The following is a 14,675-nucleotide window of genomic DNA, read 5'->3' as shown; positions in this document are numbered from 1 at the left end:
CGCCGGGGGTCGCGGGTTCGAGTCCCGTCCACTCCGCCAGATACAAACCGCTGCAGTCGCAAGGCTGCAGCGGTTTTTTGTTGCTTCAATGACATTCAAAATAGCTCTCAGCGCTTACTGGATAAGCGCTGAGAGCTATTGTTTTCATAGTGGCACCGTGCGTGCCCGATGTCAGCGTGGAGCGAGGCGGATGGCACCATCCAGGCGAATCACTTCGCCGTTGAGCATGTCGTTCTCAAAGATGTGCTGCACCAGCTTGGCGTAGTCCTGGGGCGTGCCCAGGCGGCTGGGGAAGGGCACCCCGGCGGCCAGAGCGTCCTGCACTTCCTGCGGCATGCCAAACAGCATGGGCGTGCCGAAGATGCCGGGGGCGATGGTCATGTTGCGGATGCCGTTGCGTGCCAGGTCGCGGGCAATCGGCAGCGTCATGCCCACCACGCCGCCCTTGGATGCGGAATACGCTGCCTGGCCAATCTGGCCGTCATAGGCCGCCACGCTGGCGGTAGAAATGAGGGCGCCACGTTCGCCCGTGGATTCGGGCTCGTTCTTGCTCATGGCCTCTGCGGCCAGGCGAATCATGTTGAAGCTGCCGATCAGGTTGACCGTGATCGTCTTGCTGAACACGGCCAGGGCATGGGCGCCGTTCTTGCCCACCGTCTTTTCAGCAGGGGCGATGCCTGCGCAGTTCACCAGACCCATCAGTTTGCCCAGCGACACTGCCTTGGCCACCACGGCCTGGCCATCGGCCTCATTGCTCACGTCGCACTTCACAAAGGCGCCGCCAATGTCCTTGGCCACGGCTTCGCCCTTTTCTGCCTGCATGTCAGCGATCACGACGGTGCCGCCCTGGGCGGCCAGCATGCGGGCCGTGCCCTCGCCCAGCCCCGACGCGCCGCCGGTCACGATGAATACCTTGCCCTTGATTTCCATGTCTTGCCTCCGTTGAGTGACGTTAACGTAAACGTCAATTATCACGCATCCGTGTCGTGCGGCACGCGCAAGGGTGTTATGACTCTGATGGCCCAAGCCAACCTGAAAACCTGTTCTTTGCTTAATCGCTAAGCACAGGTGGCCCACAGGGGTCGCTTCACAGAGGTACCGTGTATTCATGCGCTACCCCTGTGCCCAATTTCCTGTCACCTTCAGCCCCGTCGAGTGCCGTTCCGAGCGACGCCACTCGACGTACCCGCACGCCTTCCGTATTCAAGTGGCTCCTGAACGAGCGCGCGGCCCTCGCCGGGGAGGCCCATCGCTTGGAGGCAGAGCTTCAGCGCATCCAACTGGAACTGCCCAGCGTTCTGGCCAAGCTGGCCGCGCTGGACGCCACGATGGCGGCAATCGACTCTGCGGTCGCTCCCGACGCCGCGGGCACCGTCAACGCCTGGGCCGGGAAGTACGGCCAACGCGGCGCAGTCAAGGCCTGCGTCCTGGCGCACCTTCAAGCTGCCGGCAAATCGGGCATCGACGTCAGCACCCTGGCCCTGCAGGTGGCGGCAGCCCTTGGCGTGGACCTGCCCACAAAGAAGGACTTCAGCCTGTTCCGCCGCGACACGGTCCACGCGGTGCTCAAGCGAGCCAATGCCGACGGGCTGACCGAGGTGCTCGTTGCTGCCAGAGGTGGGCATACGCCCCAGGTCTGGCGCTGGCGCGGGCCCAACGCGACGCCCAGCCTGGCGGAGCTGCAGGAACTGCGGGAGCTTGCAGACAAAGGGGGCTGATGCCTCCGAAGAGGCTGTCCCTTAGGAATCCAAGACTTCTTGAAGCTTGGCCAGCTGTCGAGAGGCTCGGTGCCTTCACCTCAACAGACGTGCTTGTACAGGAATACGAGCGTAAAGAAGTAGAACGCCGATGCGCAAACGCAGAGCAGCATCACCTCCAAACTATGGCGGGGTGCGGCTTTTCGGCGCGCGTACGCAGACAAATTTCTGAAAATGAGCGCCCAGCTGCTGACGCTGACGAACAGCCCAAGCCAGAGGGCAGGGAAAGCATTGAAAGGGGCAAGTGCCGGGTGAGCGAAAAGGTCAGACATGTTGCGTGTAGCACGTGGAGTCCTGACCAACTTGCTGGGTCCATGCCCGCCACCTGGCAGCGGAAAAGGCCCCAATACCGCGCCCATCCTGGCGGAACTGCCGGAGTTTGTAGCCAAGGTGGTTTGGCATGAACCTGGAATCTCTCAATGAGGCCGCGAGGTCAGGCGAAGTCCCCGTCCTGCCTTTCCGGACACGCACCCCCTCTGACCTCAAGTGGACCGTCAACGAGTTGGCTGCCGTCAAAGGGGAAATCGAACACATCGACCGAGAGGTAACCAGGCTCAAGCAGCGGCGAGCACGACTCCTGCGAATGGCGAAGGCACTCTCTACCGTGACCCAGGTGATAGCAACCGAAGTGCACCCAGCGGCGGTTGAGCCGGTCCATGCCCACACCCGCTACGGGGGCCGTGGCAATTTGCGCAAATACCTTCGCGAGACGCTCAAGGCTGCGCATCCAGGTGCCGTGCCCACCAATATCTTGGCAGAAGGGGCGGCGCAGGTGTTCGGGCTGCGCTTCTCGTCATGCCAAGAGAGAGCTCGTTTCGCGGACAACAACTTGGGAAACGCCTTACGACGGATGTGTGCTCGAGGCGAGGTTGAGCGCTTGCACGACTATGCGGGGCTGCCGACCATGTCGGGGGTTTGGCGCTGGAAAACGCCTACGCCGAGCCTCGATGAACTGCGAAAAGAAGAAGCGGTGGCTGGCCAGCGTCAGGAGGAGGACTCATGGCGCTGACCAAGACGCGCACTCGCACGCAAACCGCTTTGACGCGCCTGGCTCTGCTCATCGCCAACGTGCACGGTGAGTTGGCGCTGGTAGAAAAGCTCCTGGCGGGCCCTGAGGAACTTCCAGATGCACATCTGCGAGGCCTAGCGGCGAAACGTGCCGAGCTACAAGAGCTGCGGACCGCGCTCTACGCCTCTCTGCACCAATTCGACCCTGGCCTGGACCCCGCCGACATCGGCTCCGACGACGGGTGGCTCAAGAAGTTTGGGCGTGGGGGAGGCAAGACCGCGGTGGGGAGGTATCTGAAGGCGCTGTATCCGAGTGGCATGGCGTGACCTGGCCAGTGCCTCTCGCGATTTGTATAGACGTCCGGCTGTTTGGACGGCCAATCTGTAAGCACGTGACGTCTAAAAATTAGCTAAGTTGTTGATTTCATTGGCATCGGAGATGGTTCTGGGCTAGGAGCGTCCGTCCGCGGCGGTCGGCTAGACAGTGTGCGGGCGACGTGCCCGTGTAACCATGAAAGGAGCACTCAATGCTCAAAACAACCAGTACCGACCTCGCGCGCCACATCGACCAACTCGCACTTGGCGACGAGCAGACTTTTCACTGCGTCGACGAACACAACCCGGAGGCGGCGTTCCACTTCAACCAAGAGCTCCAGCGACTGCGCCGGGAGAGGCGGGTTGTCCTCTTGATTCGCAAGAGCACCGGCTACACGCACAGCCAGGACACTGTTGTGCGGGTGTGTAGGACAAGCTGAGCGAACGCTAGGCTTGCCAGCAGATAGGCGTGAGGCGGCGCAACTCTACGCCGCCTCTTTTTCACGAGGCCCGCAACGTCGGTTGTCACTGCGTTTCCGCTAAGCGAAGTCGACCTACCAGCAAGGGGGCGGTTGAACCGGCGCAGATGGTTCAAGTAGCTTGTGCTCAAACCGACCGTGGCCCGACATTGTGGAGTGCTCAGTTCGAGAAATATAACTTGCAAACCTAAACGCATTGTCAATATCGACAAGTCAAATTCAATATGAACATCTATTTCAAAGAGATTGTTAACGAATCGCTTAGAACCGTACTCGAGATGAAGGCATGTCGGGACTCCCTACTTTTGCTGCCACAAGCAGGGGACATAGTCGACTTTGAAACAGACGAAGGGAAAACCGTTGCTCTGTTTAAAGTGCTGAGTCGTGCGTACTCCTTCGACTCTGTGACCGGCGACCTGCAGCAGATTCGCATTGTGATGGAACGCGAAGCTCTGCCACAAACTCTCAGCTGACCCCAACCATGACGCGGGCGCATGCCTGACCTCTCCACTGATTAGTGCTTTTTGCTACCTAGGCAGCTTCTGTCTCCACCCCTTCGGCTTCCCTCGCGTCTTGGCTTCCTGCGGCCCCTCAATGAGCAACTCCTCCATGCGGTGGCGCCCCTGCCCATACCCTCGCCACCACTGCGACAGGCCCACACCAAACACCGCCTTCAGCAAATGCCTGAGCTTGTCACCCGTTGATAGCCTGCGTGTGTCCTCGCGCCAAGCTGATTCCGCGGCATAGTCCGCCAGATACTTGTTGCTGGGCGACAGGTAGATGCCCTCCACCGAGCGCCGCATGCGCCAGTTGAAGCTCTCAGCCTGGTTGTTGTTGATGCCTCCTGGGAGCGCGTAGGTCTTGGAGTGGTTGATGGTGTCGTGCTTGGCGAACAGCTTCCAGAAGGAGCTGTACGCGGGGTCTTCGTCACTCATGATGCGCGACTCCGCCGAGGCAAACTTGGTCGCCATCGCCACGACCGTGTGCGTGGCCTCCCGCAGGGCAATCGCCACCCGCGTGGCTACCGCTCCTTTGCCATGAGACTTGCCTCGCTGGCGCATCACCAGCAACAGCCGCCGGTCAGGGTGCTGCTTGGCGGTCTTGTCGAACTTCGGTGGCTTGGGCGGACCCAGGATTTCGCCCGTCTCCGGGTCAACTTCCAACTTGGGCTTGAGTAGATGCTCCGGAATCTTGGGCTTGCCCGCGCTACCCCCTCCGAGGGGCTTGTTGCGCTTCTCCCGGTATCGGCGTCCATTCATGTCCGCGCCGTCCATTTCCAGCACGCCGCACAGCGCGCCCGTGTTGTAGCCGCGCAGAAGGCCCTCGCGCATCTTGTGGATGAGGGTGAACACGGTGCGATAGGCCACGTTCCAGTCCCGGCGCAGTTGCAGTGCCGGCTTGCCCGAAGCCCCGTTCGCCCACGAGAACACCAGCTTCAGAATCTTGGGCAGCGGCAGCTTGTGGTCCGCCAGCACCGTGCCTGAAGTGACCGAGAAACGCTTGCCGCAGCACTTGCACTTCCAGCGCAGTTCCTTGGCGCTCCAGTAATGCTCATCGATGGTGGAGCAATGCGCGCACGGCATCACCTTGCTGGAGCCCCAGCTGGCCTCAGCCAGGAACTGCACCGCCTGCCGTTCGGACAGCTTCTCCAAGTCCTCGTAGCCGAAGCCCACCGCATCCTTGGACAGGTGGAATGCCGCCGTGCCCGTGCGCTGGCGCAGCGGAAACAGCCCGTCTTTGCGCTTCTTGCCGTCGCCCGAGGCGGGTGCGCCACCGGCGGGCATAGTCATCGTTGTCATTGCCTGGTCCTCGCCTTCAACCGTGCACGAGGAAGTGCACGTAGTCCTCGGCCTTGGGCAGCGGCTCAGGGTTCGCCGTTGGGAACTGCCTTGCCAGGTAGCGCTTGAAGCCCGTTTTTGCAGGCTCCGTCAGGGCCTCCAGGTGGAAGCGCTCGACACCGTCCATCTTCATCGCCGGAGGCAGGATGAGCTTGGGCATGGCCCCGAGCTGGTCTCCGCCGTAGAGGGACCAGCAAATGGAACGCAGCAACAGGTCCGCAGGGTTCAGCCGCTTACAGCCGTAGTCGAAGGAGGCCACGCGCTCCTCCTGCAAGTCGGCCTTGAACACAGCCGTGTACGTGCCTCGCTGGCCGCTTGTCTGGGCGATTTCTGCCGTGCCCAGGATGACCCCTCTGTCGTCAGCGGTGGCGCGTTCAATGGTGGCGCAGATGCGCGTGGCATAGGCGCAGCGCCGGTCGGGCTTGTCGGAAGCGGGTGCTTGGTCTGCCTGGTAAAGCACTCGGGTCAAGGCCCGAGCCACCAGGTCCCACAGGCTTGCCGACCACCGCGGATAGTTGCTCACCAAGGCCGGGGGCTGCTCGCCGCCGTGGCGCAGGGTCATGGCCACCAGATACGTGGCCAGAGCCGTTTTGACTTGGTATGCGATGTCGATGACCGCCAGCTGGTTGTTCAAGCTGCGGTCCTTGAGCGAACCGATGTGCAGAGTGACTTTGAGCATCAGGTCATCTCCACGGACCAGGTCTGCATGTAGTCGGCCGCGTCAATGCGCTCGAAGCCCGTCAGACGCCACTTATTGCCATCGGCCCAGAGCAGACGTGCGTCACAGAGTTCTGGCAACACATCGGCATTGGTTCCAGCGGTTGCATCCACGAGGCGCGCCCGCACCACGGGCCGGCCCAGCTCTGGGTCGCGGGATTCGGCCACCTTGAGGGTGCCCATGAACGGCGGGAGGTCGTTCAGCTCATCCCGGTTCAGGTTGCGGCCCTTTGTCCGCAATGTTCGTACTTGCACTCGCATGGTCAACTCGCTTTGTGTTCATCAATACCTGTGGCGTGTAGTGGCGGGGGTTGCGGCGCGGCTTTTTAGAAGCTGGCGGGTGTTTAGGCTTGCGGCTTTACGGTCGAAGGCGTGCACTTCAGTGCGAGGGACAAACCTGAGGGCAACCAACGTTTTGAAGCGGCTCCCAGGTGGTTCGCTCCTATCCACGGCTTTCAGGGGGTAGCAGGCCCAACTCGCGCGCGATGTCGCGGGGGATGGTCAGGGTTACGGCAGCGCCGCCGGAGGGCAAAGTTTGTAACTCGACATCGACACCTTCCAGGGTCAAGTAGACCGGAGGGTCCTCGGTAGCGCCTCCTTCCCCTGGGGTTTCGTATGCCATTTCGGTCAGCACGTCGTCATACAGGTGGAAGCCTGGTTGGTCTCCAACTTGAAGCCGTGACTTGAGGGTAACTTTCGTGCTCATGGGCATCCTTTGGCGTGTGTAACTCCGAGAACCGCACCACTCTGGCCATCCTTCAGGCAGGCAATCGGGCGCTTACGTTCGTGATTAGCGCCGACGAGGCTCAGCATGAGCGCTGCATGACTTTCAATGAGAGGTGCTCGCGCCAGACCTCTTTGGAAACGTCCTCCCACTGGGGCACCTGGTTGATGACGACCCACCGACGCCAGACGTACTCAGCATCGGTGTTCCACCCAGAGGGGCCAATGAGTTGATAGACGCGGCCCGTGGACGTGACGCCTTGGAGGCGCTCCAAGTCCATTTCCACGATGGCGGAGCTCGTTCGTCCTTCGCGGTTTTGCGGGGAGTAGCCGACGAAGTGACGGTCGCCGTCGGGCAGTTGCATGACTTGCCAGTTGACCAAGGTGAGCGACGGCTGGGCTTCAACGGGGGTAGTGGTCCATACGGGCATGATGTTTCCAATCTTCAAGACAAAGCTGCGCCCAGCGGCAGGCAGTTGCCGCGAGGCAAGGGGTGGTTGAGGCCGGCTGCCAGCCTGTGTGGGCAGGCTTAGCGCGTCACCGTCGCGTTCGTCGCACGACGCCGATGACCAGGCCCAGCACCTCCAGGGAGGTTTGCGGGAAGATGGGCTGGTAGGCAGGGTTGGCGGGCTGCAGGAAGAACTTGCCGGCACCGTCCAGCTGGAGTGTCTTGACGGTGAGCTCGTCGTCGACGCAAGCGACCACGGTGTCGCCTGGCTTGGTGGGGGTGTTGTGCTCGACCACGACCAGGTCGCCATCAAAAATGCCCACGTCCTTCATGGAGTCGCCGCGGACCTTCATGAGGCTGGTCCGGTTAGGGTCGTCGATGAGATAGTCATCGATGGTCAGGACTTCAGGTTCTTCCTGCGTGGCAGTCTGGGGAACACCTGCACGGACCTTGCCCAGCACCGGCCGAGCGAAGAAGCGCTTGGTCGGGGCAATGCGGCTTTCAACGCGCTCCAGGTATCCGGCCTCAGTCAGGCGGCTGATGACCCCGAAGACGCTGGCCGTGGATGAGAGGCCCAGCACGTCGCACAGCTTGGCCATAGAGGGGAAGGCGTTGTGGCGCTTCCACTGTGTGCGGAGCAGTGCCAGGTATTGCGCGTCATTGGGCCGGTCCATGTTTTTCTCCACGAATGTTTGTTCGCTGGAGATACTGTATGGGCAACCAGTATTCCGTTACAAGCTTGACCCCGCACTGTCGTCGGTATCTTCTTCGACACTGCCAGCATCAAAAACGTGTTCTTTGGTGCTGGGGCTTCCGGCGGGCGGCGCAAGGAAGGGCCCCGCCCGCTGACCGGTTAGGGAATCGCGGCCTCGTCCGCCATAGCCTTGAGTTCGGCCTGGACGACCTCGTTCATCGCAGCGGCGATACGCGCTGCCCTTGCAGGGTCCTCCAGGATGCCCGCAAGCATATGCGGCGCGGGTTCCGTCGCTTCGCGCCACATCTCGATGAGCTTGGCTTCGTCGCCGACTGGCGAGCAGAGGTCGTCTGCCCACTGCGCCAGGGTCTCTACGCAGATTTCTCCCCTCTCGCCGTGCAGCTCCATCAGGCGGGTGTGGAGCAGCTCGTGGCGTTCGGCGTCGGTCAGCCGAACGGCGTGTGCGAACGCGATGACGCGCGGCAGCGGCAGCTCCTCTCCTGCCTTGAGCATGCTGACGTAGTTCGGTCCGAAACCGAGCGACAGCGCGATGGTCTTCTGGGGCACGCCACTGTCGCGCAGCCGCTCGACGTACTCGTTGATGAGCTCGGTGGCCGACTTCTCCGGCACGAGTTTGGCGGGCAGCGGGGTGATGTGGGACGGGGTCTTGGCCATTGCGGGTTCCTTGTGAAGGTCCCGAGAAATCCTCGGGGGGTCACAACTCATGATAGGCATGCTGCGGCGTAGCATTGACCTCGAGCGGGCATCCGCGGACACTTTTGTGTTCAGTCAGGGCTGAACAGGGGCTCCGAGCCAGCATCGGGGCACTGCAAGAAAAAGGCCCCCACGAAGGGAGCCTTGAATGCTTCAATGTACCGAACGGGCCTATGTCAGAACCGCTGTGGGAACAGCGCTCGCAGCTTGGCACTGGGCTTGGTTTTGCATACCGCGTAGTCCATAGATTGTCCCTGCCGCTCGGGCGGTTTACCCTTTGGCGTATGGCTGGTGGGTCCAGTGAACCACATGAAGCCATTGGAGAGACTTTCGTCTTTCTCGAAGTTGATGATGAAGTCGTCCAGCAAAATTTCGCGTGGCACGTCCCATCCCCATACGAGGACTGTGTCGCCCAGCTGGACACCGTGCTTCGCCTGCAACCAAGCGAGGCAGGCAGCGCGGTGCCCGGCGCTGTCCCCGGCCATTTCGCAGTCGTAGGCAGTCTGCAAATGTACGGTGAAGGGCGCCTCCTTAGCTTTCTCTCGCTCGGCGCTCTTCCGCATGCCACGTAGGGTGGTCTGCCAGTTCAACTCCGTGAATGCCTGGTCGTAGGTTACGCCGGCTTCAACGCAGCGCTGCAGCATCCGCTCAATCTCAACAGTCACGAATGCCTCGAGCTGTTCGTCGGTCATGGTCATAGGTTCTCCTGTTTGTCCTATGACCTGTAGCGACCGAGCATGTCTTGCGAGCCTGCGGCTTGGACAGAGGTAACGGTATCCGCATACCTGTTCCTACGAATGCAGGAACAGAGGCTCGAACTATCCACTCGGTCAATGAAATTCCTTTTATCGCAGGAATTCAAGGCTGACTAGCCAACCACCATCGTCACATGATGACGCGCCCGCGGTTCCCATAGCCGTGCGGCTCAACCTGCATAGAGGCCAACTGGTCGAGCAGGCCCCTGCGGCAGTTAAGCGAGCTGTCCGAGGACTGCATGAAGCTGAGGCTCAACGTTTAAACATGCTTGCACTATACGTATCGCCGCATCCGGATAACTTGACCTAACTTGACCTCGCCTGTAAACTCTACTGTCCAATGCTTAACGTAGAACTCATCAAATCGGCCATGACCAAGCTCGGCCTTACAGGCGCTGCGTTGGCAGAAGCCTGTGGCGTCAGCAAGGAGGCCGTTTCTAATTGGCTGAGCGGGGAGTCGATTCCTCGCCCTAGCAAGCTCACTGCGTTGGCTACAGCTCTCAAGGTCGTAGTGGAAGAGCTGTTTCTGCCTGACCCTTCGATGCCCCCGGAGCCCGTGGTTGCGTTTCGCATGCGCAATAACCGCCCACCAACTCCGGAAGCTCAAGAAGCGGGGGAAGACGTTGGTCGTCACCTTCGCCAGCTCCTGCCGTTCATGGGCCCAGTGTTTTCACCACGGCACATCGTGGACCCTAAAGTAAACGAATCGCTCGTCGAGGAGGTGGCCAGGGCTGTGCGTGCACAGTTGGAGGTCGGCCCAACTGAGGCGGTTACCCATGGCCACCTGCTTCACCTGCTGAAGGAATTTGGTGCGGTGCTCGTGCCTGTTTACTGGGGGGGAGACAAGGTCGGTCATGAAAACGCGATGAGTGTCTATCTGCCAGACAGCCAGGCATCGTGGGTGCTTTTCAACGTGGGTTGCCGTCTCGACGATTTCAGCTATTGGCTTGCTCACGAGCTTGGTCATTGCCTGACGCTGCACTCTCTTACTGGCCAAGACGGCGAAGATTTTGCGGAACTTTTTGCGCAAACCTTGTTGTTTCCGAAAGAGTTGGCCCGCAAGGCATTTGAAGATATCCAAGCATCGTCCAATCCAATGGAGCTTGTCGGTTGGTATGCTGGCACATACGGTATTTCTGTCGTAACGGTTATGCGGTCTATCGACAAGGCCTGCGAGGCGGCCAACGGAGCCAAAACGGGGTTGGCGACTCCTCGCTTTTACGCGAAGTGGAAGATTGCAGCGAAGACGGCGCGCACTGCAAGTGACGAACTGTTTGGAACAGCCAAACCCACAATGAAAGATTTGGTCATCAAGGGTGAGCAGATTTTTGGGACGCCGGTATTCCGTGCGTTGGCTCGCTGGCAGAAGAGTGAAGGCGGTCGTTCGCCAGCGTTTGTGGCTGCCGCTCTGAACTTGAAGCTCGGCGATGCTGTTCAGCTCTCACACGCCTTGCTAGAACTGGAATCCTGAGGTTCAGGCTTGGCCATCGGGGGGCTCGTCTTGAAAGAGCTCTCTGTACTGGGCTCTCCAGTTCGCGGGAAGCTTTTCGCCGTGTTTCACCCAAGTCGTTACGATGTCTACTCGCTGTTCCCTGGTAATTTTGCCGTCTTTCTCCATGAGGTGGATGAGGGCCACACTGGTAAGAAGCACTTCCACATCTGACACCCTCTCCGCGGCCCAAGTCAAAGGCCACTCATCGGTTGCCAAAGGGCTCCCAAGAACCTGTGCTGCCGCCAGCGCAGTTACGTCAGCTCGAGATAGCTCCCGAATGTTGTCCAGGTTTTTGGCAATGCAATGAGCTCGTAGAAGAGGGTTTCCTCGCTCCAAAAAAGTTTTCGCCCACTTACGCACATCGCTAGTCTTTGGCTCCCGAAAACTCAAGCAGTTCTTGGTTAGTTCTTCTTGAACTTCAGGAGCCAGCAGCCAGGGATTACGCTCAACGACTTCTGTGCCAGGGCCACATTCTTTCGCTAGGTTGGCGAGAGTCATTAGCTGATAGCCCCCAACAACGGAACCCAAGACGGGCCGCAAGGGTGAGAACATCAAGCGAATAAAGCAATTGGTATCAACAACAACGATAGTCGGCTTCTTTGCGGGCATAGGCGATTATCAGGTGGTCGTCACGCACTTCGTCCAAGCGGGCGGTCACTGCGCGCCCGGTTGTTGAAACCCCTTCCACACCATCTTCGCCAACATGCTTTGCACGACGCCAAAAATACGTGGGTCCTTGAGCATTTGGTCTGCGATGGAGTTTTGGGCGTCCTGCGCGTCGATAACCACGTCCATGAAGGCATCCTTGAACCCGCCCATGGCGAACTGGTCCTCGGAGTTGTTCTTTGCCTGAGACGCCAGGCCCTCATTGGTCATCAGGCGCCCTTGCCAATTGGTGACGACACCCAGGAAGTCAGCGTCCGTGATGTCGCCCGCAAACAGGTCGTTCATGCGCTTGATGATTTCTCGAAGCTCTTTCTTCTCATCCTCCCCGCCAGCGCCGGTGCCAGCCTCCTTGATGCCCGGGAGCTTGACTACGTCGCCTGATTCCAGGTCGAGGGTTCGCTCGCCCATCTTCTGCAGGCGGTAGTGGGTCAACTGGACATCCGAGTCCAGGGCCAGAGCTTCCTTGCGACCATGCTCAGCCAGCCGCGGCATCAGGTTCTTGCCGAACACGAAGAGCTTTTCCAGCTCCGGGTCGTTGTACGGGATGATTTGCGACAGGAACTCGTACAGGCGCAGGAATGAGCCCAGGTCCTTGCGAAACAGTTGCTGAGCGTCTTCTTCGAGTTCAGCGTATCGGTCAGCAGCGGGCTTGAGCACCCCATGCAGGGCAGCCTGGGTTTTCACTTTCGGGTTGAAGAACGCCTCAGCGAACTGTTCGACCTCAGCCCAGAAGTACACGCCAACCTTGTTGAGCTTGGTCATCAGCTCGTGCACGACGTTCGGGTCGGTCACGTCCTCCAGCGAGGCCGTACGGTAATACGGCATGAAGCTGTCGAGGATTTCGTCTGGCTTGTTGACGAAGTCGAGGACGAAGGTGTCCTCCTTGCCAGGCGCCGTGCGGTTCAGGCGCGACAGGGTTTGCACCGCCAGCACGCCTGACAATCGCTTGTCGACATACATGGTGTGCAGCAGAGGTTGGTCAAAACCCACCTGGTACTTGTTGGCGACCAACAGGATGCGGTACTCGTCCTTCTTGAAAGCTTCGGCAGGCTCCTGGCCCTTCACCTCGGCGTTCATAGAGACTTCGGTGAACTCGTCAGAGCCTGAGTCTGGGTCTACCACCGAACCAGAGAAGGCCACGAGCGTGCGCAGGTCCTTGTAGCCCTGTGCTTTGATGTACTTGTCGATGGCCAGCTTGTAGCGGACCGCGGCTTTGCGACTGTCGGTGACCAGCATTGCCTTGGCCTTGCCGCCGATTTTCTTGGCCACATGCTCACGGAAGTGCTCGACGATGACGACGACCTTCTGCGCGATGTTGTGCGCGTGGAGCTTGGCAAATTGGGCGAGCGCCTGTTTTGCCTTTTTCTGAGGCAGCAGCTTGTCGTTCGCCAGCGCGGACAGCTGGTAGAAAGCGGCGTAGCTGGTGTAGTGCTTGAGCACGTCCAGGATGAAGCCTTCCTCAATGGCTTGGCGCATCGAGTAGACATGGAAGGGGATGGGTAACCCCTCGGGGCCCTTGCGCCCGAAGAGCTCCAGCGTCTTGTTCTTCGGCGTCGCTGTGAACGCGAAGTAGCTGACGTTGTCCGGCCGCTGGCGAGACTGGATGACGTCGTTGATGACGTCCTCGGCGGTGATGTCTTCCGGGTCAATCTGGACGTCGCCCTCGACCTCCACGGTCTCACCCTCAATGACCTCCACGGCCTTGGGCTTGCCCTTGGTCAGTGCCTGGCGGAGCTTGCGTGCTGCCGCGCCGGACTGACTGGAGTGCGCCTCGTCGATGATGAGCGCAAAGCGCTTCTTGCCCAAGTCGCCCACGGTCTGCAGGATGAAGCCGAATTTCTGCAGAGTGGTCACCACCACGGGCGTACTGTCGTTCAGCGCCTTAGCCAGCTGGGCCGAGTTCTCGCTGATGGCTTGAACGACACCCTTCTTGTGCTCGAACTGGCTGATGGTGGCTTGCAGCTGCGAGTCCAGCACGCGGCGGTCCGTCACCACGATGACCGTATCAAAGACTTTCTCGCCCTGGGCGTCGTGCAAGTTGGACAGGCGGTGCGCCGTCCAGGCAATGCTGTTGGACTTGCCGGAGCCTGCAGAGTGCTGGATGAGGTAGGTCTGGCCTGGGCCTTCGACAGCGGCGTATTTGATGAGCTCCTTGACCGCAACCATTTGATGAAAGCGCGGGAAGATGAGCGATTCCTTGATGACCTTCTTGCCTGCCTGCTCAACCTCCTTGGTTTCCAGGTGCATGAAGTCGCCCAGGACTTCCAGCCAAGTGTCAGGTTGCCAGACGAAGTCCCAGAGGTAGTACGTGGGGTAGCCTTTGCCGGCTGGGGCGGGGGGATTGCCTGCGCCGCAGCTCAGCAGGTCCACGCCGTCGGGCTTGCCGATGTTGAACGGCAGGAAGTAGGTCTCATCGCCAGCGAGCTTGGTAGCCATGTAGACCACATCCGTGGACACGGCGAAGTGGACCAGGGCACGGGTCTTGAATTGCAGCAGCGCTTCGACTTCCTTCGTGACGGGGTCCTTGGGGAGTCGGTCTTTCTTGTACTGAGTGATGGCATCCGAGATGCCCTGCGTCAGGTCGGTTTTGAGCTCGGCTGTTGCCACCGGCAGGCCGTTGACGAACAGGACGAGGTCGATGCTCTTCTCGTTGTTGAGCGAGTAGTGCAGCTGCCGGATGACAGTCAGTCGGTTCTTCTTGTAGAGCTCGACCAACTTCGGATTCTTGTCGTGCGCAGGCTTGAACTGGCACAGGCTGAACTTGGCGTCGACGTCCTTGAAGCCGTGCCGCAGCAGGTGCAGCGTGCCATGCGTGTCCAGCTGCTTTGCCACGCGCTTGACGAACATGGCCTCCGACTGGCCGTTGTGCCACTTCTTGAACTTGGCCCATTCGGTGGGCTGGGTCTCCTGCACATAAGCAAGCAGGTCCTCGGCAAAGATGGCCTGGGCCCGGTCGTAGGAAGTGGCATTCTTCAGATGCGTGAGCACGCGCCAGCCAGAGGCTGTCATCTGGGCGCAGAGCTCGTCTTCGAATACTTTTTCGGTGTGGACGTTGGACAGTGTTGGCAT

Annotated in this window: 17 protein-coding genes; 6 read left to right on the top strand and 11 right to left on the bottom strand. The window is 60.1% G+C overall.

The genetic code is table 11. The features are described from left to right. Positions 1-171: 171 nt before the first annotated feature. A complete protein-coding gene (locus ACOQFS_RS11335; RefSeq protein WP_421562985.1) occupies positions 172-930 on the bottom strand; it encodes a 3-hydroxyacyl-CoA dehydrogenase in 759 nt (252 codons plus the stop codon). 323 nt (positions 931-1,253) lie between these two features. Here ACOQFS_RS11335 and ACOQFS_RS11330 point away from each other — a divergent pair, with 323 nt between their 5' ends. From ACOQFS_RS11330 to ACOQFS_RS11310, 5 genes are all read left to right on the top strand, one after another. After that, positions 1,254-1,718: a hypothetical protein gene (locus tag ACOQFS_RS11330; protein ID WP_421562984.1), complete on the top strand. Its 465-nt coding sequence runs from the start codon at positions 1,254-1,256 to the stop codon at positions 1,716-1,718. Positions 1,719-2,157: 439 nt separating this feature from the next. Further along, positions 2,158-2,766: a hypothetical protein gene (locus ACOQFS_RS11325; protein WP_421562983.1), complete on the top strand. Its 609-nt coding sequence runs from the start codon at positions 2,158-2,160 to the stop codon at positions 2,764-2,766. After that, complete coding sequence (locus ACOQFS_RS11320) at positions 2,757-3,092, top strand: hypothetical protein (RefSeq protein ID WP_421562982.1); 336 nt, start codon at positions 2,757-2,759, stop codon at positions 3,090-3,092. Before ACOQFS_RS11325 ends, ACOQFS_RS11320 begins: the two co-directional genes overlap by 10 nt. Positions 3,093-3,292: 200 nt before the next feature. Next, positions 3,293-3,520, top strand: a complete 228-nt coding sequence (locus tag ACOQFS_RS11315) for a hypothetical protein (RefSeq protein WP_421562981.1) — start codon at positions 3,293-3,295, stop codon at positions 3,518-3,520. A 263-nt stretch (positions 3,521-3,783) separates the two neighbouring features. Then, entirely contained in the window at positions 3,784-4,032 is a 249-nt protein-coding gene (locus ACOQFS_RS11310; protein WP_421562980.1) for a hypothetical protein, read from the top strand. 54 nt (positions 4,033-4,086) lie between these two features. On the opposite strand, the gene ACOQFS_RS11305 is transcribed toward ACOQFS_RS11310, so the two are convergent. The 8 genes from ACOQFS_RS11305 to ACOQFS_RS11270 form a co-directional block, all read right to left on the bottom strand. Further along, positions 4,087-5,358 carry an IS1595 family transposase gene (locus ACOQFS_RS11305; protein ID WP_421562979.1) on the bottom strand — a complete coding sequence of 424 codons (1,272 nt, stop codon included), beginning with the start codon at positions 5,356-5,358 and terminating at the stop codon, positions 4,087-4,089. Positions 5,359-5,374: 16 nt separating this feature from the next. Further along, on the bottom strand, positions 5,375-6,076 hold the full coding sequence (locus ACOQFS_RS11300; protein ID WP_421562978.1) for a hypothetical protein: 702 nt from the start codon (positions 6,074-6,076) through the stop codon (positions 5,375-5,377). Further along, positions 6,076-6,375 (bottom strand): hypothetical protein, encoded by a 300-nt coding sequence (locus ACOQFS_RS11295; RefSeq protein ID WP_421562977.1) that lies wholly within the window; start codon positions 6,373-6,375, stop codon positions 6,076-6,078. The genes ACOQFS_RS11300 and ACOQFS_RS11295 overlap by 1 nt, the downstream gene beginning before the upstream one ends. 181 nt (positions 6,376-6,556) lie before the next feature. Next, positions 6,557-6,820: a hypothetical protein gene (locus ACOQFS_RS11290; RefSeq protein ID WP_421562976.1), complete on the bottom strand. Its 264-nt coding sequence runs from the start codon at positions 6,818-6,820 to the stop codon at positions 6,557-6,559. A 100-nt stretch (positions 6,821-6,920) separates the two neighbouring features. Beyond that, complete coding sequence (locus tag ACOQFS_RS11285; protein WP_421562975.1) at positions 6,921-7,268, bottom strand: hypothetical protein; 348 nt, start codon at positions 7,266-7,268, stop codon at positions 6,921-6,923. A 106-nt stretch (positions 7,269-7,374) separates the two neighbouring features. Next, the gene (gene lexA, locus ACOQFS_RS11280) at positions 7,375-7,959 is read right to left on the bottom strand and encodes a transcriptional repressor LexA (protein ID WP_421562974.1); all 585 of its coding nucleotides are present in this window, start codon (positions 7,957-7,959) and stop codon (positions 7,375-7,377) included. Positions 7,960-8,138: 179 nt separating this feature from the next. Further along, positions 8,139-8,654 (bottom strand): hypothetical protein, encoded by a 516-nt coding sequence (locus ACOQFS_RS11275; RefSeq protein WP_421562973.1) that lies wholly within the window; start codon positions 8,652-8,654, stop codon positions 8,139-8,141. 215 nt (positions 8,655-8,869) lie between these two features. Then, on the bottom strand, positions 8,870-9,391 hold the full coding sequence (locus ACOQFS_RS11270) for a hypothetical protein (protein WP_421562972.1): 522 nt from the start codon (positions 9,389-9,391) through the stop codon (positions 8,870-8,872). A gap of 427 nt (positions 9,392-9,818) precedes the next feature. Here ACOQFS_RS11270 and ACOQFS_RS11265 point away from each other — a divergent pair, with 427 nt between their 5' ends. Then, positions 9,819-10,919 (top strand): helix-turn-helix domain-containing protein, encoded by a 1,101-nt coding sequence (locus ACOQFS_RS11265; RefSeq protein WP_421562971.1) that lies wholly within the window; start codon positions 9,819-9,821, stop codon positions 10,917-10,919. Positions 10,920-10,922: 3 nt separating this feature from the next. On the opposite strand, the gene ACOQFS_RS11260 is transcribed toward ACOQFS_RS11265, so the two are convergent. Beyond that, positions 10,923-11,549 carry a hypothetical protein gene (locus tag ACOQFS_RS11260; RefSeq protein ID WP_421562970.1) on the bottom strand — a complete coding sequence of 209 codons (627 nt, stop codon included), beginning with the start codon at positions 11,547-11,549 and terminating at the stop codon, positions 10,923-10,925. Between the two features lie 45 nt (positions 11,550-11,594). Continuing rightward, on the bottom strand, positions 11,595-14,675 hold the full coding sequence (locus ACOQFS_RS11255; RefSeq protein WP_421562969.1) for a type I restriction endonuclease subunit R: 3,081 nt from the start codon (positions 14,673-14,675) through the stop codon (positions 11,595-11,597).

It is taken from the genome of Paracidovorax sp. MALMAid1276, assembly GCF_049198005.1.
In the GTDB taxonomy this organism is placed as follows: Bacteria; Pseudomonadota; Gammaproteobacteria; order Burkholderiales; family Burkholderiaceae_C; genus Acidovorax.
This window is presented reverse-complemented; position numbering and strand designations above follow the sequence as displayed.